This is a genomic window from Sphingomonas sp. CFBP8993, from assembly GCF_034044895.1.
In the GTDB taxonomy this organism is placed as follows: Bacteria; Pseudomonadota; Alphaproteobacteria; order Sphingomonadales; family Sphingomonadaceae; genus Sphingomonas.
In genome coordinates this window covers 230703-253242 of the sequence record NZ_JAXCWU010000003.1, presented here as the reverse complement: position 1 = coordinate 253242, position 22540 = coordinate 230703, and the positions used below count along the sequence as shown (strand labels likewise).

The 22540-nt window shown below is 66.2% G+C and carries 21 protein-coding genes and 1 pseudogene; 11 read left to right on the top strand and 11 right to left on the bottom strand.

Annotated elements, in window-relative coordinates:
• Positions 1–67: 67 nt before the first annotated feature.
• From carB to carA, 3 genes are read right to left on the bottom strand one after another with little or no spacing between them, the layout of a single operon-like run.
• Positions 68–3400, bottom strand: a complete 3333-nt coding sequence (carB, locus tag SOM26_RS07430) for a carbamoyl-phosphate synthase large subunit (protein WP_320452087.1) — start codon at positions 3398–3400, stop codon at positions 68–70.
• Entirely contained in the window at positions 3400–3669 is a 270-nt protein-coding gene (locus tag SOM26_RS07425) for a hypothetical protein (RefSeq protein ID WP_320452086.1), read from the bottom strand. The genes carB and SOM26_RS07425 overlap by 1 nt, the downstream gene beginning before the upstream one ends.
• Entirely contained in the window at positions 3666–4850 is a 1185-nt protein-coding gene (carA, locus tag SOM26_RS07420) for a glutamine-hydrolyzing carbamoyl-phosphate synthase small subunit (RefSeq protein ID WP_320452085.1), read from the bottom strand. Before carA ends, SOM26_RS07425 begins: the two co-directional genes overlap by 4 nt.
• A gap of 139 nt (positions 4851–4989) precedes the next feature.
• On the opposite strand from carA, the gene SOM26_RS07415 reads away from it, so the two are divergent.
• The 6 genes from SOM26_RS07415 to SOM26_RS07390 all read left to right on the top strand — a co-directional run bounded on the left by SOM26_RS07415 (position 4990) and on the right by SOM26_RS07390 (position 11473).
• Positions 4990–5442, top strand: coding sequence for a GatB/YqeY domain-containing protein (locus SOM26_RS07415; protein WP_306999658.1), 453 nt, complete (start codon positions 4990–4992; stop codon positions 5440–5442).
• Between the two features lie 9 nt (positions 5443–5451).
• Positions 5452–6003, top strand: coding sequence for an endonuclease domain-containing protein (locus SOM26_RS07410; RefSeq protein ID WP_320452084.1), 552 nt, complete (start codon positions 5452–5454; stop codon positions 6001–6003).
• 144 nt (positions 6004–6147) lie between these two features.
• Positions 6148–7995 (top strand): DNA primase, encoded by a 1848-nt coding sequence (gene dnaG / locus SOM26_RS07405; protein WP_320452083.1) that lies wholly within the window; start codon positions 6148–6150, stop codon positions 7993–7995.
• 142 nt (positions 7996–8137) lie between these two features.
• Positions 8138–10165: an RNA polymerase sigma factor RpoD gene (gene rpoD, locus SOM26_RS07400; RefSeq protein WP_320452082.1), complete on the top strand. Its 2028-nt coding sequence runs from the start codon at positions 8138–8140 to the stop codon at positions 10163–10165.
• A 135-nt stretch (positions 10166–10300) separates the two neighbouring features.
• Positions 10301–10759: a GNAT family N-acetyltransferase gene (locus tag SOM26_RS07395; protein WP_320452081.1), complete on the top strand. Its 459-nt coding sequence runs from the start codon at positions 10301–10303 to the stop codon at positions 10757–10759.
• A gap of 72 nt (positions 10760–10831) precedes the next feature.
• On the top strand, positions 10832–11473 hold the full coding sequence (locus tag SOM26_RS07390; protein WP_320452080.1) for a peptidylprolyl isomerase: 642 nt from the start codon (positions 10832–10834) through the stop codon (positions 11471–11473).
• Between the two features lie 315 nt (positions 11474–11788).
• On the opposite strand, the gene rplS is transcribed toward SOM26_RS07390, so the two are convergent.
• The 4 genes and pseudogenes from rplS to SOM26_RS07370 all read right to left on the bottom strand — a co-directional run bounded on the left by rplS (position 11789) and on the right by SOM26_RS07370 (position 13557).
• Entirely contained in the window at positions 11789–12181 is a 393-nt protein-coding gene (gene rplS, locus SOM26_RS07385) for a 50S ribosomal protein L19 (RefSeq protein ID WP_175310865.1), read from the bottom strand.
• 15 nt (positions 12182–12196) lie between these two features.
• Positions 12197–12912: pseudogene (gene trmD / locus SOM26_RS07380) on the bottom strand (tRNA (guanosine(37)-N1)-methyltransferase TrmD); the annotation flags it as partial.
• Complete coding sequence (locus tag SOM26_RS07375) at positions 12909–13292, bottom strand: type II toxin-antitoxin system VapC family toxin (RefSeq protein ID WP_320452079.1); 384 nt, start codon at positions 13290–13292, stop codon at positions 12909–12911. The pseudogene trmD and the gene SOM26_RS07375, both read right to left, overlap by 4 nt.
• Entirely contained in the window at positions 13285–13557 is a 273-nt protein-coding gene (locus SOM26_RS07370; protein WP_320452078.1) for an AbrB/MazE/SpoVT family DNA-binding domain-containing protein, read from the bottom strand. Before SOM26_RS07370 ends, SOM26_RS07375 begins: the two co-directional genes overlap by 8 nt.
• Before the next feature lie 85 nt (positions 13558–13642).
• Here SOM26_RS07370 and SOM26_RS07365 point away from each other — a divergent pair, with 85 nt between their 5' ends.
• Entirely contained in the window at positions 13643–14551 is a 909-nt protein-coding gene (locus SOM26_RS07365) for an NAD(P)/FAD-dependent oxidoreductase (RefSeq protein WP_320452077.1), read from the top strand.
• Here the strand turns inward: SOM26_RS07365 and rimM are convergent.
• The 3 genes from rimM to ffh form a co-directional block, all read right to left on the bottom strand.
• Positions 14541–15035 (bottom strand): ribosome maturation factor RimM, encoded by a 495-nt coding sequence (gene rimM, locus SOM26_RS07360; RefSeq protein WP_320452360.1) that lies wholly within the window; start codon positions 15033–15035, stop codon positions 14541–14543. The two genes, SOM26_RS07365 and rimM, sit on opposite strands and share 11 nt — an antisense overlap.
• A gap of 221 nt (positions 15036–15256) precedes the next feature.
• The gene (gene rpsP, locus SOM26_RS07355) at positions 15257–15643 is read right to left on the bottom strand and encodes a 30S ribosomal protein S16 (protein WP_007404083.1); all 387 of its coding nucleotides are present in this window, start codon (positions 15641–15643) and stop codon (positions 15257–15259) included.
• Between the two features lie 56 nt (positions 15644–15699).
• Complete coding sequence (ffh, locus tag SOM26_RS07350; protein WP_320452076.1) at positions 15700–17220, bottom strand: signal recognition particle protein; 1521 nt, start codon at positions 17218–17220, stop codon at positions 15700–15702.
• 317 nt (positions 17221–17537) lie between these two features.
• Between ffh and SOM26_RS07345 the strand changes: the two genes are divergently transcribed.
• The gene (locus tag SOM26_RS07345) at positions 17538–19034 is read left to right on the top strand and encodes a putative bifunctional diguanylate cyclase/phosphodiesterase (RefSeq protein ID WP_320452075.1); all 1497 of its coding nucleotides are present in this window, start codon (positions 17538–17540) and stop codon (positions 19032–19034) included.
• Here the strand turns inward: SOM26_RS07345 and SOM26_RS07340 are convergent.
• Entirely contained in the window at positions 19009–19584 is a 576-nt protein-coding gene (locus SOM26_RS07340; RefSeq protein ID WP_320452074.1) for a DUF924 family protein, read from the bottom strand. The genes SOM26_RS07345 and SOM26_RS07340 overlap by 26 nt on opposite strands.
• Here SOM26_RS07340 and mtaB point away from each other — a divergent pair.
• From mtaB to SOM26_RS07325, 3 genes are read left to right on the top strand one after another with little or no spacing between them, the layout of a single operon-like run.
• Positions 19583–20827, top strand: a complete 1245-nt coding sequence (mtaB, locus tag SOM26_RS07335) for a tRNA (N(6)-L-threonylcarbamoyladenosine(37)-C(2))-methylthiotransferase MtaB (protein ID WP_320452073.1) — start codon at positions 19583–19585, stop codon at positions 20825–20827. The two genes, SOM26_RS07340 and mtaB, sit on opposite strands and share 2 nt — an antisense overlap.
• The gene (ftsY, locus tag SOM26_RS07330) at positions 20824–21759 is read left to right on the top strand and encodes a signal recognition particle-docking protein FtsY (RefSeq protein ID WP_320452072.1); all 936 of its coding nucleotides are present in this window, start codon (positions 20824–20826) and stop codon (positions 21757–21759) included. The genes mtaB and ftsY overlap by 4 nt, the downstream gene beginning before the upstream one ends.
• The gene (locus SOM26_RS07325; protein WP_320452071.1) at positions 21756–22373 is read left to right on the top strand and encodes a septation protein A; all 618 of its coding nucleotides are present in this window, start codon (positions 21756–21758) and stop codon (positions 22371–22373) included. The genes ftsY and SOM26_RS07325 overlap by 4 nt, the downstream gene beginning before the upstream one ends.
• Positions 22374–22540: the final 167 nt, after the last annotated feature.

Here is a 22540-nt window from a genome sequence, read left to right as displayed (position 1 = left end):
TCCCGGTACGGACCGCCCTCCCCAAGGGGAGGGCGGTCCGCCAGCACATCATGTTCTCATGTCGGGATCAGTTGTGCGAACGGGAATAGTAGGATTGCAAGGGGCGTACTTCAAGACCACGGGTGCCTGCGGCCGCAATCGCCTTCGCCGCTTCGACGCTGGCGGGGGCCGTGGTGAAGTACGGAATCTTCTGTCCCAGCGCCGCCTGACGGATCGGCTTGGAGTCCTTCAGGCTCTGCCATCCCTCGGTCGTGTTGAAGATCAGGGTGATGCCGCCGTCCTTGATCCGGTCGACGATATGCGGCCGCCCCTGCGCCACCTTGTTGATCTTCTCGACCGTGACACCGGCCCGGTCGAGATAATCGGCGGTGCCGCCCGTCGCGACGATGGCGAAGCCCGCCTCCGCCAGCATCCGCGCAGCGGGAACGATCTGTTCCTTGTCGCCGTCCTTCACGCTGATGAAGACCGCGCCTTCGGTCGGCAGGACGGTGCCCGCCCCCAGCTGCGACTTGGCGAACGCCGTGGTGAAGTCGGGGTCGATGCCCATGACCTCACCGGTCGACTTCATTTCGGGCGACAGCACCGGATCGACGCCGGGGAAGCGCGCGAACGGGAAGACCGCTTCCTTGACCGCATAATAATCGATGTGGCGGTTGATCTGCGGCAGGTCGGCCAGCTTCTCGCCCGCCATGACGCGCGCGGCGATCTTGGCGATGGGCGTGCCGATCGCCTTGGCGACGAAGGGCACGGTCCGGCTGGCGCGCGGATTGACCTCGATCAGATAGACCTGGCCATCCTTCACCGCGAACTGGATGTTCATCAGGCCGCGCACGTTCAGGCCGCGCGCCAGCGCCTCGGTCTGGCGCTCGATCTCGGCGATGATTTCCGCCGACAGGCTGTAGGGCGGCAGCGAGCAGGCGGAGTCGCCCGAATGGACGCCCGCTTCCTCGATATGCTGGAGCACACCCGCCACGACGACCTGGTCGCCGTCGCAGATCGCATCCACGTCCACCTCGATCGCGTCACGCAGATACTGGTCGATCAGCACCGGCGCGTCGCCCGACACCTGCACCGCCGTCTGGATATAATCCTCCAGCTGCTGCGGCCCGTCGACGATCTCCATGGCGCGGCCGCCCAGCACGAAGCTGGGGCGCATCAGCACCGGATAGCCGACTCGCTCGGCGACGATCAGCGCTTCCTCACGGCTCCGCGCGATGCCGTTCTTGGGCTGGTGCAGCTTCAGCTTGTCAACCAGTGCGGCGAACTGCTCGCGGTCCTCGGCCAGGTCGATGGCGTCGGGGCTGGTGCCCAGGATCGGGATACCGGCCGCTTCCAGCGCGCGGGCGAGGTTCAGCGGGGTCTGGCCGCCGAACTGCACGATCACGCCGACCAGCTCGCCCTTCGACTTCTCGACGTCCAGGATCGCGAGCACGTCCTCGGCGGTCAGCGGCTCGAAATACAGCCGGTCCGAGGTGTCATAGTCGGTGCTGACCGTTTCCGGGTTGCAGTTGACCATGATCGTCTCATAGCCCGCATCCGCCAGCGCGAAGCAGGCGTGGCAGCAGCAATAGTCGAACTCGATGCCCTGCCCGATCCGGTTCGGACCGCCGCCCAGGATGACGATCTTCTTGCGGTCGCTCGGCACCGCCTCGTCCTCGGGCTCGCCGAAGGTCGGGGCTTCGTAGGTCGAGTACATGTACGGCGTCTTGGCGTCGAACTCGGCCGCGCAGGTGTCGATCCGCTTGAAGACCGGACGCACGCCCAGCTTCTGGCGATGCTCGCGCACCTCCTGCTCGGTCACGCCACCGGTCATCATCTTGACGACTTCGTGGATCAGGCCCGAACCGCGCGCGATGCCGCGATCCATGCCGCGCAGGTTCGCCGATTGCAGCGCCAGATAGGCGAGCCGCTTGTCGGAGAAACCCATCGACTTCAGGTGGCGCATGCCCGCCGCGTCCTGCGGCAGGCCGTTTGCCATGACTTCCGCTTCGGCCGCGACGATCTCGGCGATCCGTTCCAGGAACCAGGGATCATATTTGGCGATCGCATGGACCTCGGCGACGGTGAAGCCTTCGCGCAACGCCTGCGCCGCGACCAGCAACCGGTCCGGGGTCGCTTTAGCCAGCGCCGCCTCGATCTCGGCACGCGGCGCACCCACCAGATGCTCGACATCGTTGAAGCCGCTCAGGCCCGTCTCCAGGCCACGAAGCGCCTTCTGCATCGATTCATGGATGTTGCGGCCGATCGCCATCACCTCGCCGACCGACTTCATCGCGGTCGAAAGATAGGGCTCGGAGCCCTTGAACTTCTCAAAGGCGAAGCGCGGGATCTTGGTGACGACATAGTCGATCGTCGGCTCGAACGAAGCCGGGGTCGCGCCGGTTATGTCGTTGTCGATCTCGTCCAGCGTATAGCCCACCGCCAGCTTGGCCGCGACCTTGGCGATCGGGAAGCCAGTGGCCTTCGACGCCAGTGCCGACGAACGCGACACGCGCGGGTTCATCTCGATGACGATCAGGCGGCCGTCCTTCGGATTGACCGCGAACTGCACGTTCGAGCCGCCCGTCTCCACGCCGATCTCACGCAGCACCGCCAGGCTGGCGTTGCGCATGATCTGATATTCCTTGTCGGTCAGGGTCAGCGCGGGCGCGACGGTGATCGAGTCGCCGGTATGGACGCCCATCGGATCGATATTCTCGATCGAGCAGATGATGATGGAATTGTCGTTGCGATCCCGCACGACCTCCATCTCATATTCCTTCCAACCGAGCAGCGATTCCTCGATCAGCACCTCGGTCGTCGGCGAGGCGTCGAGCCCGGCGCGGACGATCGCGATGAATTCCTCGCGGTTATACGCAACGCCGCCGCCGGTGCCGCCCAGCGTGAAGCTGGGACGGATGATCGCGGGCAGGCCGACCTTCTCCAGGCCCTCCAGCGCTTCGGCTTCGGTATGCGCGATGGCCGAGCGGGCGGATTCCAGCCCGATCTTCTCCATCGCCACCTTGAACTTCTGACGGTCCTCGGCCTTGTCGATCGCCTCGGCATCGGCGCCGATCATCTGGACGCCGAACTTCTCCAGCGTGCCGTCCTCGAACAGCGCCAGCGCGGTGTTCAGCGCGGTCTGGCCGCCCATGGTCGGCAGGACGGCGTCGGGGCGCTCCTTCTCGATGATCTTGGCGACGACCGCGGGCGTGATCGGCTCGACATAGGTCGCGTCGGCCAGCTCGGGATCGGTCATGATCGTCGCCGGGTTGGAATTGACCAGGACGATGCGATAGCCCTCTTCCTTCAGGGCCTTGATCGCCTGCGTGCCCGAATAATCGAACTCGCACGCCTGGCCGATGACGATCGGGCCAGCCCCGATCACGAGGATGGATGAGATGTCGGTGCGTTTTGGCATTACTTTTCTTCCGAAGCTGGTGCGTTGCCGATGAAGCCGATCTTGTTCATCGGCACGACTGCGCTGACTTTTTTGAGCACGCACTCAATCTTGGTGAAATCGGCATTCGGGCTTCCCCGAAATACGACCTCGCGGCCCCTGAGCACCAGCCAGCTGCGCGGCGCACGGCAAGCGTCGGCCATGGCGTTCAGGTCAGCCTGACTCACCGGACGCGGAGGCCGGGTCGGTTGCGCCGCGACCTGCAAGGCAAGTGCGAGCAACAGGCTCATTTCCGAAGCGACCCCACAAACCGCTCGAACAGATAGAAGCTGTCCTGCGGCCCCGGCGAGGCTTCGGGGTGGTACTGGACCGAGAAGGCCGGGCGGTCGGTCAGCTCAAGCCCCGCATTCGACCCGTCGAACAGCGACACATGCGTCTCGCGCGCATTGGCGGGCAGCGTCTCGCGCTCGACCGCGAAGCCGTGGTTCATGCTGGTGATCTCGACCAGACCGTCGGACAGGCGCTTGACCGGGTGGTTCGCACCGCGATGCCCCTGGTGCATCTTGCTGGTCTTGGCGCCCACCGCCAGACCCAGAAGCTGATGGCCGAGGCAGATGCCGAACAGCGGCTTGCCGGTGTCGAGCAGCTGGCGGATCACCGGCACCGCATAGTCGCCCGTCGCCGCCGGATCGCCGGGGCCGTTGGACAGGAAGATGCCGTCCGGGTTCAGCGCCATCACATCCTCATAGGACGCGGTGGCGGGGACCACCGACACCTTCGCACCGGCCTGGACCAAGTTGCGGAAGATGTTGTGCTTGCTGCCATAATCGATCGCGACGACGTGCGGGCGATCCGCGCCCTCGGCCCCGGCATAACCGAAGCCCAGCCGCCACAGGCCGCCCTCGCGGGTTTCGCCCCAGCCATAATGCAGCTCGGTCGACACGTCCTTGGCGAGGTCCATGCCCTCCAGCCCCGGCCAGGCGCGCGCCTTCTCCAGCAGCGCGGCGATGTCGAACTCACCGGCGGCCGAATGGGCGATAACGCCGTTGGGCGCGCCGCCTGCGCGGATGCGGCGGGTCAGCGCGCGGGTGTCGATGCCCGCCAGACCGATGCGGTTGTGCCGCGCCATCCACCCGGCCAGGTTCTCCATCGCGCGGAAGTTCGACGGGGCGGTCGGATCCTCGCGGACGATCATGCCCAGCGCGTGCGGCGCGTCCGCCTCGATATCGTCGGGGTTGGCCCCGACATTGCCGATATGCGGGAAGGTGAAGGTGATGATCTGCCCCGCGAAGGACGGATCGGTCATGATCTCCTGATAGCCGGTCATCGCGGTGTGGAAGCACACCTCGCCGACGGCATCACCCTCGACGCCGAAACCGCGTCCCCATAACACGTCTCCGCTCGCCAGAACGAGGACGCCCGTGGCGCCTTCAGGCTTTTCAGGCATGGCGAATGGCTTGGCGTCGGCCATGATCGGCGGGCACTCCTGCTAAAATGTCTGCAATGTCGCTAAGTGGCGTCCGCTAGGGCCATCGGGCGTTCGCGTCAACCGGTTCACGGAAATGCTTCCCTGCGCTATCGTCCCGCCTTTCAGACAAGACGGACAAAACATGATTCGCGACGACATCAAGGCCGCGCAGGTGGCCGCCATGAAGGCCGGCGACAAGGAAAGCCGCGCGGCGATCAGCCTGATCCAGGCCGCCATCAAGAACCGCGACATCGAACTCCGCACCGGAACCGCGCCCGCCGACGACGACATGGTCGTGATCGAAGTGCTGCAGAAGATGGTCAAGCAGCGCCGCGAATCGATCGCGATGTACGAACAGGGCGGCCGCCAGGAACTGGCCGACGCCGAAAAGGCCGAGGTCGCGGTGATCGAACGCTTCCTGCCCCAGACGCTGACCGAGGACGAGACCAAGGCCGCGATCGAGGCGATCAAGGCGGAGATCGGCGCGAGCGGGATGAAGGACATGGGCCGGGTGATGGCCGAGCTGAAGGCGCGGCATGCGGCGGTGCTGGATATGAGCAAGGCGAGCGGGTTGGTGAAGGCTTCGCTGGCGTAAGGTTGGGGAGTGGGGCTGGTGCGGGGTTTCGATCGCGAGCGTGGCCCCCTCCCCCAACCCCTCCCGCCTGCGGGAGGGGAGCCGCGAACGGCATGGGGAGAAAACTGCCCTCCCCAAAGTGCGCATCCCCTCCCGCAGGCGGGAGGGGACCGAGGGGAGGGCCCCCGCCCCTTCCGCGAGGGCAGACCTACGCGGCAAGCGCGTGAACTCCGCCTCAACCCGACTGACGCCGAGCGCCGGTTGTGGCGGGCGCTATCGAGACGCCAGATCGCGGGTGTCCGGTTCAACCGGCAGGTGCCGGTAGGCCCCTACATCGCCGACTTCGCCGCCCGATCCGAAAAGCTGATCGTCGAAGTGGACGGCGGCCAGCATGATGAACGTGCCGCCTATGACGAAGGGCGCACGCGTTATCTCGAAGCCCAGGGCTGGCGCGTCATCCGCTTCTGGAACAACGAAGTTCTGGGCAATCTCGAGGGCGTCGTCCAAACCATCGAACGTGCGCTTGCGGAGAAGCCCTCCCCCAGCCCCTCCCGCCTGCGGGAGGGGAGCCTGTTGGGATAAGGAGAAAGCGGTGCCCCCGCCTCAAACGCTTCCCCTCCCGCAGGCGGGAGGGGATCGAGGGGAGGGTAATCCCGGACCGTCCGCACCCCCAACCCCTTGCCAAAACACCCCCATCCCGCTACAAATTATAATCGCGAGGACGCCATGAGCCTGACCCCGCAATTCCTTGACGAGCTTCGCGCTCGGACCAGCCTGTCGGCGTTGATCGGCAAGACGGTGAAGCTGCAAAAGGCGGGCCGGGAATATAAGGGCTGCTGCCCTTTCCATAACGAAAAGACGCCCAGCTTCTACGTCAACGACGACAAGGGCTTCTACCATTGCTTCGGCTGCTCGGCGCATGGCGATGCCATCCGTTGGATGACCGATCAGCGCGGCCTACCCTTTATCGACGCGGTCAAGGAACTGGCGCAGGTCGCCGGGCTCGACATGCCCGAGCAGGACCGCCGCGCCGCGCAAAAGGCCGAGCGCGCCAAGGGGCTGCACGACGCGATGGCCGATGCGGCCGGCTGGTTCTCCGAACAGCTGGGTGGCCTGTCGGGCGGTGACGCGCGCGAATTGCTGACCCGTCGCCGCGTTACGCCCGATACGGCACGCGCCTTCGGCCTGGGCTTCGCGCCCGACAGCCGTGGCAAGCTGAAGGCCGCGCTGAAGGAGTATGGCGACCCGGCGCTGATCGAGTGTGGGCTCTTGATCAAGGTCGACGGCAAGGACCCCTATGACCGGTTCCGCGGCCGGTTGATGATCCCGATCCGCGACGCGCGCGGCCGGGTCATCGCGTTCGGCGGCCGGATCATCGGCGACGGCGAGCCGAAATACCTCAACTCGCCCGACACCCCGCTCTTCGACAAAGGGCGCACGCTCTACAATCTCGACCGCGCCGCCTCCGCCGTGCGCAAGTCCGGCCGCGTGCTGGTGGTCGAGGGCTATATGGACGTCATCGCCCTGGCCCAGGCCGGGATCGCCGAGGCGGTCGCGCCGCTCGGCACCGCGCTGACCGAGCATCAGCTGGAACGGCTGTGGCGCATGGTCGACGTGCCCACGCTGTGCTTCGACGGCGATGCGGCGGGGCAGAAGGCCGCGATCCGCGCCGCGCACCGCGCGCTGCCCTTGCTCCAGCCGGGACGCAGCCTGTCCTTCGTCACCCTGCCGCAGGGCCAGGACCCCGACGACCTCGTCCAGGAAAAGGGTGCGGCGGGTTTCGAGGCGGTGCTAACCCGCGCGACGCCGCTCAGCGAATTGCTGTGGCAGTCGGAGATCGCCCAGGCGCAGACCGACACGCCAGAGGGCCGCGCCGCACTGAAGCAGCGGCTGGAGGAACTGGCGCAGCAGATCCCGCACAAGGATCTGGCCTACGAATATAAGCGCGCGCTGATGTCGCGCTATTTCGACGTCTTCGGCATTCGCCGCGCCAATGCGGCGGCGGTGCACCAGGCGGTGGCCGAGGCCAATCGCCATGTCGGGCGCGGCGTCGAATACAGCCTGCGCCGCGCCGTCCTGCTCGGCCTGATGCGCTATCCGCATGTCCTGTGCCGCTATATGGACGAGATCAGCCGGCTGGATATGGGCGACCGCTATCTCAACGACTGGCGGCACCATCTGCTCGACGCGGCGGTCAATGACCCGCATCTGGCGCGCAAGGACGCCGCCGAGGCGGAAAGCCTGATCGAACAGATCATGGCGACCACCGACGTCCATCCGATCGACGCGCGCGACTATACCCGCGACCTGGCGTTCAGCTTCTTCAGCAAATTGTCCGACCCCGCCATCGCGGTGCGCGACCTGGAAAAGGTCATCGAGGTGATGCTGGAGGAAAGCGAGACGCGGCAAAACCGCGAACGCGCGGTCGAGGCGTTCCAGGCCGACATGACCGAGGATCGCTTTGCCGAGCAGACGCGGTGCCACGCCGCGCATGCCCAGTCGCTCGACCATCTCTATCGCTGGCTGGAGAATGCGAGAGAGCTGGCGGACAAGCAAGCCGGAGAGGCCGCTTGATACGGCAACTCTCCCGCCCCATATCCGGGGCATATTGGGCGGACCACGCCCACACTGGAAAATTGCGCACGGTCCCCTCACCCGCTTGCATCCACGGCGAGCGGTGTGACAGAGGCCGGGCACGAAACCCTGAGGGCATTTGATGGCGAAGGCGAATATGGCGGCGGATACGACCGACACCACGGAAACGGGCGATGCGCCGCTGATCGACCTGAACGAAGCGTCGATCAAGAAGTTGATCGCGCGCGCCAAGAAGCGCGGCTACATCACGTACGACCAGTTGAACGAAGCGCTGCCGCAGGACCAGATGTCCTCCGACCAGCTCGAGGATATCATGGCCGCCCTCAACGAGATGGGCGTCAATATCGTCGAGAATGAGGAACAGGGCGAGGACGGCGAGACCGAGGAGGAGGCCGACGACGCCGAGACCACGGACGGCGACGCCGATGCCGGGCCGCAGCCGGAAGCCAAGAAGAAGGAAACCGTCGATCGCACCGACGATCCGGTCCGCATGTACCTGCGCGAGATGGGCGCGGTGGAACTGCTGTCGCGCGAGGGCGAGATCGCCATCGCCAAGCGGATCGAGGCGGGTCGCGACACGATGATCCTGGGGCTGTGCGAAAGCCCGATCACCTTCAACGCGATCATCGACTGGTCGACCGCGCTGAACGAAGGCACGATGCAGCTGCGCGAGATCCTGGATCTCGACGCCATGCTGTCCAAGGACGCCGGCCCGGAAAATCTGGGCGAGGAGGACGAGGACGACAATGGCGAGATCAGCGCCAAGAACGCCGGTCCCCAGTTCAAGGAAGAAGAAGAGCCCGAGGAACCCTCGGTCGACGAGGAAGATGGCGAGGGCGGCGAGCGTCGCGGCCCCCGTGCCGAGGACGAGGAAGAGGACAACACCCTTTCGCTCGCCCAGATGGAGGAAACGCTCAAGCCGCAGGCGCTGGAGAAGTTCGCCAACATCACCGCGATCTACAAGAAATTCTCGAAGATCCAGCAGCAGCGCCTGGAATCCATGGCGCTGGGCGGTGAGCTGTCGGCGGCCGAGGAACGCAAGTACCACAAGCTGCGCGAAGAGCTGACCGCCGAGGTCGAGAGCGTCCAGTTCCACAATGCCAAGATCGAGTATCTGGTCGATCAGCTCTATGCCTATAACCGTCGCCTGACCGCGCTGGGTGGCCAGATGCTGCGTCTGGCCGAGCGGCACAAGGTCAACCGCAAGGACTTCCTCGACCGCTATCTGGGTCACGAGCTGGACGAGAACTGGCTCGACACGGTGCGCGGGCTGGACAAGAAGTGGGGCAACTTCGCCACCAACGAAGCCGCCACCGTCGACCGCATCCGCAGCGAGATCGCCGAGATTTCGCAGCAGACCGGCATGGCGCTGACCGAATTCCGCCGCATCGTGAACATGGTGCAGAAGGGCGAGCGCGAGGCGCGGATCGCCAAGAAGGAAATGGTCGAGGCCAATCTGCGCCTCGTCATCTCCATCGCCAAGAAATACACCAATCGCGGCCTGCAATTCCTGGATTTGATCCAGGAGGGCAATATCGGCCTGATGAAGGCGGTCGATAAGTTCGAATATCGCCGCGGCTACAAGTTCAGCACCTATGCGACGTGGTGGATTCGTCAGGCGATCACCCGTTCGATCGCCGATCAGGCGCGGACCATCCGTATCCCGGTCCACATGATCGAGACGATCAACAAGCTGGTCCGCACCAGCCGCCAGTTCCTGCACGAGCAGGGCCGCGAGCCGACGCCGGAGGAGATGGCCGAGCGCCTCTCCATGCCGCTGGAGAAGGTGCGCAAGGTGATGAAGATCGCCAAGGAGCCGATCTCGCTCGAAACGCCGATCGGCGACGAGGAGGATTCGCACCTGGGCGACTTCATCGAGGACAAGAACGCAGTCATCCCGGTGGACGCGGCGATCCAGGCCAACCTGAAGGAAACGGTCACCCGCGTCCTGGCCTCGCTCACCCCGCGCGAGGAGCGCGTGCTGCGCATGCGCTTCGGCATCGGCATGAACACCGACCATACTCTGGAAGAGGTCGGGCAGCAGTTCAGCGTGACCCGCGAGCGTATCCGCCAGATCGAGGCTAAGGCGCTGCGCAAGTTGAAGCACCCCAGCCGCAGCCGCAAGATGCGCAGCTTCCTCGACCAGTAAGGTCGCGGGAGCGGATAGAAGAAGCCGTCGACCACCTGGTCGGCGGCTTTTTTGTGGACCATGACATGTCGCCCCCGCCCGAACCGCGATAGACTGGTCGCTCGCGAGCCAATCGCGCTGGGCCAGGGGAGTGACATGGATATTCGACTGGACGATCCGACCGCGCCGCATGTCGGCGATCTGCTCGCCTATCACCTTCGCGACATGCGCGGCGATGCGGAAGAATTTTCCTTCGCGCTTGACGCCTCCGCGCTGGCCGCCCCCTGCATTTCCTTCTGGACGATCTGGGACGGCGCTACGCTGGCCGGTTTCGCCGCGCTCAAGCAGTTGGACACCCGGCATGGCGAAGTGAAGTCCATGCGGGTCGCGCCTGGCTTTCTGGGCCGTGGTATCGGCCGTGCGCTACTCGATCATGTCATCGCGGAAGCGCAGCGCCGCGACTATGATCGGATCAGCCTGGAGACGGGAACGACTGCGCCATACCAGCCCGCCGTCAAGCTTTACCGCAGCGCCAGCTTCCAGTCCTGCGGCGCTTTCGCCGATTATCAGCCCAGTCCGCATAACCAGTTCTTCACGCGCGATCTGGCGGTCTGATCGGTGCCGCCACTCGGCGCATCCCGTGGGTTAGGGCTCCACAATCGCGGCCGGGGGCGATAATCCCGCCACATGAAATGCCTGCTCCCGCTCCTTGCGCTGCTGACCGCCGCCGCGCCTGCGAACCAGAATGTCCCCCGCCCCGGCTATGTCCGGGTAAGGATCGATACGTCCGAAGGCCCGATCGTCGTCGCGCTCGACGCGCGCCGGGCGCCCGCGACGACCAAGAACTTCCTCGCCTATGTCGATGACGGTCGCTTCGACGGGACGGTCTTCTATCGCACCGCGCGCGACAAGCGTGATCCGAAAAAGGGCTTCGTCCAGGGCGGTATCCGCACCGACGCTCGCCGTATCCTGCCCCCCTTCCCGTTGGAAACGACGGCCAAGACCGGGATCAAGCATCTCGACGGTGCGATCTCGATGGCGCGCGGGGCGACGCCACAATCGGCGGGCGGCAATTTCGTCATCACCGTCGGCCCCGCGCCCGGCCTGGACGCACGGCCCGGCTATGACGGTTATGCCGCGTTCGGCCATGTGGTCGCAGGCATGGACACGGTGAAGAAGATCCTCGCCAAGCCCTCGGGCGGCGGTCAGGATGCGATGAAAGGGCAGATGATCCTGCAACCCGTCCACCTTTTCAAGGCCAGGCGACTGGACGGAAAGCCGCAACCTACGGGTGAGCCAAGGATGTGGCTGTATAATTTCGGCGGGTAGGCGGCCCTGCTGTGGACCGACCGGGAATAGGGGCGTCGGTCCTACCCCCGCCAGCCGTGTGATCCCTCAGGCTGACCTGGGGGCGACATTTTTGCCGGACCACGGCAGGCACTCGCGCGGCTATGGTATTGCCAGATCACGCCGCGCCATCCGTTCGGCCCGAGCCGAGCCAGAAGCCACCCCCTCCGTCCGCCATACCACCTTGGGCTTCACGCAAGACCGAACCTAGGCGGAGGCAATGCCAAAGAAAAAGGGCGGCGGCACCTGGTGCCACCGCCCTTTCCTGTCGAACCGCAAAGGGGTTCGCCGCACCGATTACTCGGCGGCAGCGGTGCCCTTGGCCGGACGCGTGTCGCGACGCTCGGCGATACGCGCCGACTTGCCGGTGCGGCCACGCAGATAGTACAGCTTGGCACGACGCACGGCGCCCTTGCGGACGACATCGATCGAGTCGACGTTCGGCGAGTAGAGCGGGAAGACGCGCTCCACGCCCTCACCGAAGGAGATCTTGCGGACGGTGAACGACGAGCCCATGCCCTTGTTCGAGCGGGCGATGCAGACGCCCTCATAGAACTGGACGCGGGTACGCTCGCCTTCGACGACCTTCACACCGACCTTCAGCGTGTCGCCGGGGCGGAATTCCGGGATCTTCTTCGTCTCGTTGAACTTGGCGATCTGCTCAGCTTCGATCTGCTGGATCACGTTCATGACACTATTCCTCAATCGTCGCCGCGCGCCAGAGGGCGACCGACCCGAACGCCCTCATGACGTTCCCAAAGGTCCGGCCGCCTTGACCGTGTATCCTCGCAAGCCATGGCATGACGCCATTTCGCGATTTTCGCATGATCCCCCGATCGCAGCACTTCAGGGATCATACGCCCTTCCCACTCGGCGGGACGGGTATATTGCGGATATTCGAGAAGGCCGCTTTCGAAGCTTTCCTCGACTCCACTGGAAGCCGCGCCCATTACGCCGGGAAGCAGCCGAACGCAAGCGTCGAGCAGCACCAGCGCCCCCATCTCGCCGCCCGACAGGATATAGTCGCCGATCGACACCTGCTCGATACCGCGCGCCTCGAACAGGCGCTCGTCGAAGCCCTCGAACCGGCCGCACAGGACGGTGATGCCCGGCCCCGCCGCCAGTTCGCGAACACGCGGCTGGGTGAGCGGACGGCCTCGTGGCGTCATCGCCAGCACGGGCCGGTCGTCGGCCACCGAATCCACCGCTGCCGCCAGCACATCCGCGCGCAACACCATGCCTGCCCCGCCCCCGGCGGGTGTGTCGTCGACCGAGCGATGCTTGTCGGTGGCGAAGTCGCGGATCTGCACCGTCTCCAGCGCCCAGCGATCCTCGCGCAGCGCCCGCCCCGCCAGCGAATGGCCCAGCGGTCCGGGAAACATCTCCGGGTAGAGCGTCAATATCGTTGCGCGAAAGGTCACAGCGTCCAGTTCTCGATGGTCAGGCCGGGGATGTCGGCGAAGTCGGCTTCGTTGTTGGTGACCAGCGTCAGCCCAGTCGCCAGGGCATGGGCACCGATCAGCCGATCGAACCGCCCGCGCCGAAACGGAATCGTTGCATAGGCCGAGGCGGCACGTTGGTCGAACGGCAATATCGGCACGCGCTCGAAAAAGCGGTCAAAGACCGCGATGGCCGCAGCCCCATGATGTTCGAGGCCCCTCATAATCTCAGCATAGGTGATCGCCGACGCGACCGCGCTGCCTGGTTCACAATCCGTCAGTTGCTTGGCGACGCGGCCGCCTGCGTCGCGCAAGACATAGATACAAATGTTCGAGTCGAGCAGATAGCGCGGTTCAATCACGGCCGATCAGCTTCCCGTCCCAATCCAACGCGCGCGGCTCCATCTCGAAATCTTCCCGCTCGATCGGTTTCAGCCACGGCATCGACCCCGCAATGCCGGTCAGATCGATCGTCTTGCGCGGCGCCGGGGCGGGTTCGAACACGTAACGCCCCTGTTCCTCGCGCAGGGTCATCTCCGTCCCCTCGGTCAGCCCCAGTGCGGCGGGCAGGCGCAGCGCCAGCGAATTGCCCGATCGGAAGACCTTGGCCTGATAGTCCTTGCCCATGACACCTCCGTATATACGCCATGTATATACATGATGGACGACCGATCTCCAAGGAACGTTGCGCACGCTCACGCTTTGCCCTGCCATGGACGATTGCATCATCATCGGCGCGGGACCGGCAGGGCTGACCGCGGCGATCTATCTCGCCCGCTATCACCTGCGCATCCATATGTTCGACAGCGGGTCGAGCCGGGCGGCCATGATCCCGTGCACCCACAACCATGCCGGTTTCCCGGAGGGGATCAGCGGCAAGGCGCTGCTCGAGCGGATGCATGACCAGGCCCGCCGCTACGGCGCGCATTGCACGCCCCACCGGGTCACGGCGGTCCGGCCCGAGGACGGCCATTTCCGGGTTGTCACCGATGATGCCGAATATCGGACGCGCACCGTCCTGCTCGCCACCGGTGTCGTCAATCACCGCCCCCGCAAGCTGCTGCCCGAAGTCCATGACCCGGCGCTGGAACGCGGGCTGATCCGCTATTGCCCGGTCTGCGACGGCTATGAAGTCACCGACAAGCGGGTCGGCGTGATCGGCACCAGCGACCATGGCATGCGCGAGGCGCTGTTCCTGCGCGGGTTCACCCGCGACGTGACGCTGATCGCGCCGGACGCGGGGCATGAGCTCGATCCCGAATGTGCCAAGGCGCTGGACGAAGCGGGCATCGCACGCGTCGACGGCCCGTGCGGCGGCTGGGCGATCGAGGGCGAGCGGATCGCACTCGACACGGCAACCGGGCGGATGGCGTTCGACAGCGTCTATCCGGCGATGGGATCGCGTATCCGGTCGGAACTGGCGGTGTCGGCGGGGGCCAAGGCGGACCCGAGCGGGTGCCTGGAGGTCGACGACCATCAGCGGACATCGGTCCCCGGCCTGTTCGCGGCGGGCGATGTGGTGAAGGGGCTGGATCAGATCGGCCACGCCATGGGCGAAGCCGGGGTTGCCGCCACGACGATCCGCAACCTGTTGAACGCGCAAAGCCCGATCAGGCGATGAAGCTACGCTCCACGATCAGGCGGTCCTGACCCCATTCGGGCACGGCTTGCGCATTCATCGGCACCATGAAGCGGCGGCCGTCGGGACGCTCGATTTCCAACACGTCGCCCGCACCGAAATTCTCGATCAGCGCGACATGGCCCAGATCCTCGCCATCACTGGCAATCGCGGACAGGCCGATAATGTCGGCATGATAATATTCGCCATCCTCCAGCGGAGGCAGGGCGGAGCGCGGCACCGACAATTCCGTGCCGCGCAGCGCCTCGGCGGCGTTGCGGTCGGTGACCTCGGCAAAGCGTGCGATAACGCCGTTCGAACCCTCGCGCGTCGATTTCATCGTCAGCGCGCCGTCGTTGAACGAACGATAATCCGACAGGTCGTCGGCAAAGACCTTCAACCGAACCTCGCCGGTGATGCCGTGCGCGCCGATGATCACCGCCAGCGTGACGCGCGGCTCACCCGCTGGGCGAGTTGCCGTCCCCATCTGGGGCGTCGTTTCCGCCTTCGGCGGGGTCTGGCGCGGAGACGCCTTGGTTGGTTGCGTCGTCATGGTCGTCGGGTGCGGTCCGGGGATCGGGTTCGGTCGGCGGGGTCATGCGCATATACTCCAAAGCCATGGGGCTTGGGAAACGCATGACCCCGCCTTCCGGTGCCCCGCGCGGACCCGATCGCGATCGACCGGGGTCCGTACGGGGCGGGAAGCGATTACGCCTCGGCGGTTTCTTCGGCCGGAGCGTTGGCGGCTTCCTGAGCGGCCTTCAGCTTCTCGGCACGCTCTTCGGCGCGCTCGGTGGCCTTTTCGCCCGGCTTCGCCTTGTTCGGGTTGTTGCGAGCGGCGCGCTCACGGACACCGGCGGCGTCCAGGAAGCGGGCAACGCGATCGGTCGGCTGTGCGCCATTGGCCAGCCAGTGCTTCGCACGCTCGGCGTCGAGCTGCACGCGCTGGTCATTATCCTTGGCGAGGAGCGGGTTGTAGTTGCCGATCTTCTCGATGAACTTGCCGTCGCGCGGCGCACGGGCGTCGGCCACCACGATGCGGTAGTAAGGGCGCTTCTTCGAGCCACCACGCGACAGACGAATGCTGAGAGCCATATTTCAGTCCTTGGAGTAAAAGTTCAAATTCACCGGCATTCCGTCCGGCGCGGGGGTTATTTCTTCTTCAGAAGATTTTCGAAGCCGGGGGGCAGCTTGGGCATGCCGTCGGGCGACTTGCCGCCGCCCATGCCGCCCAGCCCGCCACCGGGAAGGCCGTTGGCGCCCGCCTTGTTGAGCATGTCGCCCATCTGCGGACCGCCCAGCGCATTGCCCAGGCCGCCCAGGCCGCCCTTGCCGAGCATCGACATCATGCCCTTGATGCCGCCCATCTTCTTGATCTTCTTCATCGCCGTGGCCATTTCCTGATGCATTTTCAGGAGCTTGTTCACGTCCTGCACCGTGGTGCCAGAACCCTTGGCGATGCGGATCTTGCGCTTGGCGTTGACCAGCTCGGGCTTGTTGCGCTCCTTGGGCGTCATCGACGTGATGATCGCATCCATGCGGAGCAGGATCTTGTCGCCACCGGCATCGTTCAGCGCGTTCTGCGCCTTCTTCATGCCCGGCATCATGCCCGCCAGCGCGCCCAGCCCGCCCATGCGGCGCATCTGCTGAAGCTGGCCGCGCAGGTCGTTCAGGTCGAACTGCCCCTTGGCCATCTTCATGGCCATGCGCTCGGCATCTTCCTGCTGGATCGTCTCGGCGGCGCGTTCCACCAGCGACACGACGTCGCCCATGCCGAGGATGCGGCCCGCGACACGTTCGGGGTGGAAGGCCTCCAGCGCGTCCATCTTTTCGCCGACACCGGCGAACTTGATGGGCTTGCCGGTGACCGCACGCATCGACAGCGCCGCACCACCGCGCGCATCGCCGTCCATACGGGTCAGCACCACGCCGGTCAGCGGCACCTGCTCGGAGAAGCTGGTCGCGACGTTCACCGCGTCCTGGCCGGTCAGCGAGTCGACGACGAGCAGGATTTCCTGGGGCTGGGCGATGTCCGCCACGGCCTTCATCTCGTCCATCAGCGCCTGGTCGACGTGCAGGCGACCGGCGGTGTCGAGCATCAGGACGTCATAGCCCTGCAGCTTGGCGGCCTGCAGCGCGCGGCGCGCGATCTCGACCGGCTGCTGGCCCTGGATGATCGGCAGGGTCGAAACCTCGACCTGGGTGCCCAGCGTCGCCAGCTGCTCCTGCGCGGCGGGGCGATTGACGTCGAGCGACGCCATCAGCACCTTCTTGCGATCGCGGCCCATCGCCCCGCTCGACAGCCGCTTGGCGATCTTGGCGGTGGTGGTGGTCTTGCCCGAGCCCTGAAGGCCGACCATCATCACGACGGCGGGCGGCGTGACGTCGAGCAGCAGCTCGCTGGCATCCGCGCCCAGCATCGCGACCAGGCCGTCATGGACGATCTTGACGACCTGCTGGCCCGGCGTGATCGAACGCAGGACGTTCTGGCCGATCGCCTGTTCGGTGATCTTGTCGACGAAATCGCGTGCGACGGGCAGCGCGACGTCGGCTTCCAGCAACGCCACGCGCACTTCGCGCATCGCGGTGCGGACATCCGCCTCGGTCAGCGCGCCACGGCCGCGAAGGCGGTCGAAAACGCCGCCAAGCCGATCGCTCAAGCTGTCGAACATCGCCTTACCTCATAACGGCCGATTCCCGAGGGTCACGGCTGAAAATCCAAGCGGACCGTCCAAACGCAAAAGCGCCGGCGGGCGAAACCTCGCCGGCCAGCGTGCACCCTCGGGCGCTTCACCTTCACATTCCGAAACGGAACCTGGGTGCGCTCTTATGGGAAAACGTGACGCCATGCAAGCCGGGCGAGGGCACCCACCGCCGCGCCGTCGCGGCTGGTCCCACCGTTAACACATTATACACCCCTGCCATGTCACCCCCTCCACCCATGCCTGGGTCGCGTCAGATCGTTGCCAATATGCCTGCGTCCACGCGCTTGTTCAGCGCGGCCATCGCGGGCGGCACGATCCTGCTGGCGATTGCGATCATCTTGATCGAACTGGGCATGGACCTGCCCGCCAAGATCCTGCTCTGCGCGACGGCGACGGCATCGACGATCGTCTATTGGCGATTGCCCGCGACACGGATGTCGCGGACCCCGGATGCCGAACAGCGCGATCCGCTGACCGGCCTGTCCAATCGCCGCCATTTCCATGACGCCGGACAGGCGATGATCGCGTCGCTGGGGCAGCGCCAACGCGGCATCGCGCTCCTGCTCGTCGATATCGACCGGTTCCGGGCCATTGCCGGGGCGCTCGGCCATGAAGCTGGCGACACGCTGCTCCAGCATGTCGCCAAGACCATCCGTGGCGAGGCACCGTCCGAGGCGATCGTCGCCCGGTTCGAGGGTGACTGTTTCGGCTGCCTCGTCCCCTTCGACCCGCGCAGCCGCGACCGGATCGAACGGCTGGCCGACCGGCTGGCGATCCGGCTGGGCCAGCCGCTGCGGCTGGCCGATCAGGAATTCTCGCCACGTGCGACCATCGCGCTGACCCGGATCGACGAAGGCGAGCCGACCATCGACCAGCTGGTCCGCCAGGCCGACCTCGCGCTGATCGCCGCCAAGACGCGCGGCGACGGCCGCCCGCTGGCCTTCACCCCCGCGCTCGAGGACGCGATGGCCGAGCGCAACGCGATCATCACCGATCTGCGCGCCGCCCTGAGCCATGGCGATATCCACGCCCGGTTCGCAGGCCAGATCGACCTGGGCACCGGACGGCTGACCGGGTTCGAGGTATCGGGCCACTGGCACCACCCGTCGCTGGGCGCGATGACCAGCGACCGGTTCATGCCGATCGCCGAGGCGTGCGGCCTGTCCGGCGAGGTGTCGCTGTCCCTGATGCGCCAGGCGATGGCGGCCGCGCGCGACTGGGACCCGTCGATCACCCTGTCCATCCCGCTCGCCGCCTCGCAGTTCCAGGATGCCTGGCTGGCGCAAAAGGTCATCAAGACGCTGACCGAATGCGGCTTTCCGGCGCACCGGCTGGAAATCGAGATTACCGAAAGCGCGCTGTTCGCCAGTCTGGCGCTGGCCCAGTCGATCGTCGTCAGCCTGAAGAACCAGGGCATCGCGCTGGCGCTGGACGATTTCGGCAGCGGCCATTCCAGCCTGGCGCATCTGCGCGCCCTGCCCTTCGACCGGGTCCGGATGGACGCCGAACTGATCCGGAACATGGCCGCCAGCCCGGATTGCTGCGCGATCGTGACGGCCATCGTCCAGCTGGGTGACAGCCTGCACCTGCCGATCGCCGCCAAGGGCGTGCGCGACGCCGTGATCGAGGCGCGGCTTCGCCAGATCGGCTGCTCGCACGGTCAGGGTCCGCATTATGGCCCACCGCTCGACCCGGCGCAGGCGCGGCAGTTGCTGGCCGAAAAGCGCCTCCTGGTCGGCGCATCGGCGACGCCGCTTACCAGCCCGCGCCTGGCTGGCTGAGATAGGCCTGTTCCTCCTCGGTCGAGGCACGGCCGAGCACGGCATTGCGGCTGGGATAGCGCCCGAACCGACGGATGACGTCGCGGTGATCATGCGCGAAGGCCAGGTTTTCCGCCCGCCCCAGCGCCGCGAAGCGGGCGACGCTCAGATCCTGCATGGCCCGCGATTCGGCATGCATCAGCGGCATGTAGACGAAAGCCAGCCGTTCCAAGGGATAGCGGTCTTCCCACCCCGCATCGATCGCGTGCAGGCACAAGGCCAAGGCCAGCGGATCGGCGGCATAGGCCTGGGCGGAGTCCCGGTGCAGATTGCGCGAAAATTGGTCGAGCAGCAGGATCGCCGCCAGCAGCGTGTCGGGATCGTCGCGCCAGCCCATGGCCTGGGTCGCCAGCACCCGATCGCGAAGCACGCCGAAACGTTCGGTGATGGTCCGGTCGAGCGCTTCGTCCTTGGCGAAATGCTTTTCGGGGGCCAGTCCGAACCAGAAGTCGAGCACGGCTTTCGCGTCCGCGTGGACACGTCGTTCATCCATCCCTAGATCGGCGGTCATGTCGTCCCTCCCTGGACCAGAGATTATCAGTTTGGGCTGTCGCCTGAACATCGCCGAGAGCGAAACGATCCGTGCGCTGGCCGCCGGGCGTGGGGACATGGTCGTCGTCAACAGCTGCGCCGTGACCAACGAAGCGGTGAAACAGACCCGCGCCGCGATCCGCCGCGCGGCCAAAGCCCGGCCCGATGCGCAGATCGTGGTGACGGGGTGCGCCGCACAGATCGACCCGGCGAGCTTTACCGCCATGCCCGAGGTCGCGCGCGTGCTGGGCAATGCCGACAAGCTGCGCCCCGAAAGCTGGGCCTCCTCCGAACCGATGCTGGTGACCGACCTGTCGCGGGTGGTCGAGACCGCACCGCACCTGACCGCCGCCTTTGCGGGTCATGCGCGCGCCTTTGTCGAGGTGCAGAACGGATGCGACCATTCATGCACCTTCTGCATCATCCCGACGGGACGCGGGCCCAGCCGCTCGGTGCCCGCAGGGCTGATCATCGACCGCATCGCGCGCGCGGTCGAGCTGGGCCACCGGGAGGTCGTGCTGACCGGCGTCGACCTGACCAGCTACGGCCATGACCTGCCCGGCGCGCCCAGCCTGGGCCTGCTGGTCGAGCGTATCCTGACCCATGTCCCCGCCCTGCCCAGGCTGCGGCTGTCCTCGCTCGACTCGATCGAGATCGACGACCGGCTGTTCGAACTGGTGACGGGCGAGGCGCGGGTGATGCCGCATCTCCACCTCTCGCTACAGGCGGGCAACGACCTGATCCTCAAGCGGATGAAGCGTCGCCACAGCCGCGCACAGTCGGTGGCGATCGTCGAGCGGCTGCTGACCGCACGGCCGGACATCGCGATCGGCGCGGACCTGATCGCGGGCTTCCCGACCGAGGACGATGCGATGGCGGCGGACACGCTGGCGCTGATCGACGACGCCCATATCGTCCACGCGCATATCTTTCCTTATTCGGCGCGTGACGGCACACCCGCCGCGCGGATGCCGCAGGTGCCCCACCCCCTGCGCCGCGAACGGGCCGCAAGGCTTCGCGAGGCCGCCGCGCGTCGCCGCCGCGACTGGCTGGCCACCCAGGTCGGGCGGGTCCGCGACGTGCTGGTCGAACGGCCGGGCACGCGCGGCCATGCACCCGACTTCGCCGATATTCATTTTACCCCCGCTACCGAACCGGGCAGCATCGCCCGCGTTCGGGTCACGGCGGCGACCGAAACCCATCTGATCGGACAATTGGCATGAGTTCTTCCTCCTCCTGGCACGACAAGTTGCTCGGCGGTTTCCGTCGCACCTCGGACCGGCTGGTCGGCAATCTGGCGGGCCTGGGCACCGCGCGGCTCAACGCCGACACGCTCGACGAGATCGAGGAAGCGCTGATCGCCTCCGACCTGGGCCCCGAAACGGCGGGCCATATCCGCACCCGCCTGGCCGAGGGCAGCTTCGAGCGGAACATGGAGGATCTCGGCATCCGCCTGGTCGTCGCGGAGGAGGTGGAGAAGGCGCTGGCCAAGGTCGCCACCCCGCTGGAGATCGACGCCTTTCCCCGGCCGCAGGTGATCCTGGTCATCGGCGTCAACGGCTCGGGCAAGACGACGACCATCGCCAAGCTGGCGCATCTGTTCATAGAGCAGGATTACGGTGTGATGCTGGCGGCGGGCGACACCTTCCGCGCCGCCGCCATCGGCCAGCTCGCCACCTGGGCCGAGCGGGTCGGCGTACCGATCGTGTCGGGCAAGGAGGGCGGCGACGCGGCGGGCATCGTCTATGAGGCGGTGAAACAGGCGACCGCGACCGGCATTGACGTGCTGATCGTCGACACCGCCGGGCGGCTCCAGAACAAGCGCGAGCTGATGGACGAACTGTCCAAGATCCGCCGCGTGCTCGGCCGCCTGAACCCCGAGGCACCGCATGACATCCTGCTGGTGCTCGACGCCACCACCGGCCAGAATGCGCTCAACCAGATCGAGGTGTTCAAGGACGTGGCGGGCGTCACCGGCCTGGTCATGACCAAGCTGGACGGCACCGCGCGCGGCGGCGTGCTGGTCGCGGCGGCGGAGAAATACGGCCTGCCCATCCATGCCATCGGCGTCGGCGAGGGCATGACCGACCTGCGCCCCTTCGATGCGAACGAGGTCAGCCGGATCATCGCGGGCATCGAAGGAGGCCGCAAGTGAGCGGCGCCGCGAAGACCGAAGCCGGTCCCGGCCTGAAAGCGGGCATCGAATATGGCCCGCTGATCCTGTTCTTTGCCGTCAACTTCCTCGCGCCGATGGGCCCGCTGACGCGCGTGCTGGTCGCGACCGGCGTCTTCATGGCGGCGACCGTGGTGGCGATGATCGTCAGCAAGGTGAAGCTGGGCCGCATTTCGCCCATGCTGTGGTTGTCGGGCATCCTGGTCGTCGTGTTCGGCGGCCTGACGCTCTATTTCCACGACGAACGCTTCATCAAGATGAAGCCGACCATCGTGTACGCGATGTTCTCGGCCATCCTGTTCTTCGGCCTGGCGACCGGGCGGCCGCTGATCCAGATGGTGCTGGGCAATGTCTATGCCGGGCTGACCGAGCTCGGCTGGCGCAAGCTGACGCGCAACTGGGCGATCTTCTTTGCCGTCATGGCGGTGCTGAACGAAGCCGTGTGGCGCAATTCGAGCTGGGATTTCTGGGTCGGGTACAAGCTGTGGGGCGCGCTGCCGCTGACCATCGGCTTCGCGATTGCGAACATCCCGATGCTGTTGAAGCATGGGCTAAACGCCGAAGCCGCGAAGGTCGAAGAACCGCCGGTGGAGTGAAACGCCCCCCACCCAGCTCCCGCCGCCACCCCGGCGAAGGCCGGGGCCCAGTCGGGGCGAAGCCTGGGGGGAGTGGACCGGCTTTGCGTGGGAGGCAACGGCGGCCGGTGGTATCTGCCTCCCCCTCGCCCGACTGGCGCGCCATCGGCTTGGCGGCACCTGGGCCC

What these genes read in the sequence shown, in the direction of transcription:
- rimM (WP_320452360.1), bottom strand. Translation starts at nt 15,035, where the DNA reads ATGGGGACGGCAACTCGCCCAGCGGGTGAGCCGCGCGTCACGCTGGCG.
- SOM26_RS07415 (WP_306999658.1), top strand. Translation starts at nt 4,990, where the DNA reads ATGATTCGCGACGACATCAAGGCCGCGCAGGTGGCCGCCATGAAGGCC.
- SOM26_RS07340 (WP_320452074.1), bottom strand. Translation starts at nt 19,584, where the DNA reads ATGACCGCCGATCTAGGGATGGATGAACGACGTGTCCACGCGGACGCG.
- SOM26_RS07390 (WP_320452080.1), top strand. Translation starts at nt 10,832, where the DNA reads ATGAAATGCCTGCTCCCGCTCCTTGCGCTGCTGACCGCCGCCGCGCCT.
- SOM26_RS07370 (WP_320452078.1), bottom strand. Translation starts at nt 13,557, where the DNA reads ATGGGCAAGGACTATCAGGCCAAGGTCTTCCGATCGGGCAATTCGCTG.
- SOM26_RS07425 (WP_320452086.1), bottom strand. Translation starts at nt 3,669, where the DNA reads ATGAGCCTGTTGCTCGCACTTGCCTTGCAGGTCGCGGCGCAACCGACC.
- mtaB (WP_320452073.1), top strand. Translation starts at nt 19,583, where the DNA reads ATGTCGTCCCTCCCTGGACCAGAGATTATCAGTTTGGGCTGTCGCCTG.
- carA (WP_320452085.1), bottom strand. Translation starts at nt 4,850, where the DNA reads ATGGCCGACGCCAAGCCATTCGCCATGCCTGAAAAGCCTGAAGGCGCC.
- rpsP (WP_007404083.1), bottom strand. Translation starts at nt 15,643, where the DNA reads ATGGCTCTCAGCATTCGTCTGTCGCGTGGTGGCTCGAAGAAGCGCCCT.
- ffh (WP_320452076.1), bottom strand. Translation starts at nt 17,220, where the DNA reads ATGTTCGACAGCTTGAGCGATCGGCTTGGCGGCGTTTTCGACCGCCTT.
- SOM26_RS07365 (WP_320452077.1), top strand. Translation starts at nt 13,643, where the DNA reads ATGGACGATTGCATCATCATCGGCGCGGGACCGGCAGGGCTGACCGCG.
- rplS (WP_175310865.1), bottom strand. Translation starts at nt 12,181, where the DNA reads ATGAACGTGATCCAGCAGATCGAAGCTGAGCAGATCGCCAAGTTCAAC.
- carB (WP_320452087.1), bottom strand. Translation starts at nt 3,400, where the DNA reads ATGCCAAAACGCACCGACATCTCATCCATCCTCGTGATCGGGGCTGGC.
- dnaG (WP_320452083.1), top strand. Translation starts at nt 6,148, where the DNA reads ATGAGCCTGACCCCGCAATTCCTTGACGAGCTTCGCGCTCGGACCAGC.
- SOM26_RS07395 (WP_320452081.1), top strand. Translation starts at nt 10,301, where the DNA reads ATGGATATTCGACTGGACGATCCGACCGCGCCGCATGTCGGCGATCTG.
- ftsY (WP_320452072.1), top strand. Translation starts at nt 20,824, where the DNA reads ATGAGTTCTTCCTCCTCCTGGCACGACAAGTTGCTCGGCGGTTTCCGT.
- rpoD (WP_320452082.1), top strand. Translation starts at nt 8,138, where the DNA reads ATGGCGAAGGCGAATATGGCGGCGGATACGACCGACACCACGGAAACG.